Consider the following 422-nt stretch of genomic DNA (forward strand, 5'->3'; position numbering starts at 1 on the left):
TTTACCTATACCTCAGAAGATGGAACCATTACCACCTTTACCGAAACCCTGACCGGGTTGGTAGACAACGGCAACGGCACCTTTACCTATACGGATGAGGATGGGGTAGCGCAGAACATCAATAAGGCTGATATTATAGAGAATTTTGACGGCACCTATACCTTTACCAACAATGATGGTACGAATGTAACGATTAGTACAACTGCCGCATCAAATCCCTATAACAATACTAGTTCTGGCTTAATAGCGACTGATGTACAGGCGGCTATTGACGAAATAAATGCAGCTGCCGGAACGGTGGCTTTGGTAGATAATGGTGATGGCACGTATGACTTTACCGATGCCGCAGGAACAACCACTACGATAACGGATACCTCCATTTCTACTTTGGTGGATAATACGGACGGTACCTATACCTATAC

1 protein-coding gene is annotated in these 422 nt (G+C 44.8%); it reads left to right on the top strand.

The genetic code is table 11. The annotated features are described in order from the left end of the window. On the top strand, nucleotides 1-422 hold a 422-nt coding region (locus tag Q0874_RS17365), incomplete at both ends, for a hypothetical protein (RefSeq protein ID WP_299164817.1).

Origin of the sequence: uncultured Eudoraea sp. (assembly GCF_947490415.1) — a bacterium.
Lineage (GTDB): Bacteria > Bacteroidota > Bacteroidia > Flavobacteriales > Flavobacteriaceae > Eudoraea.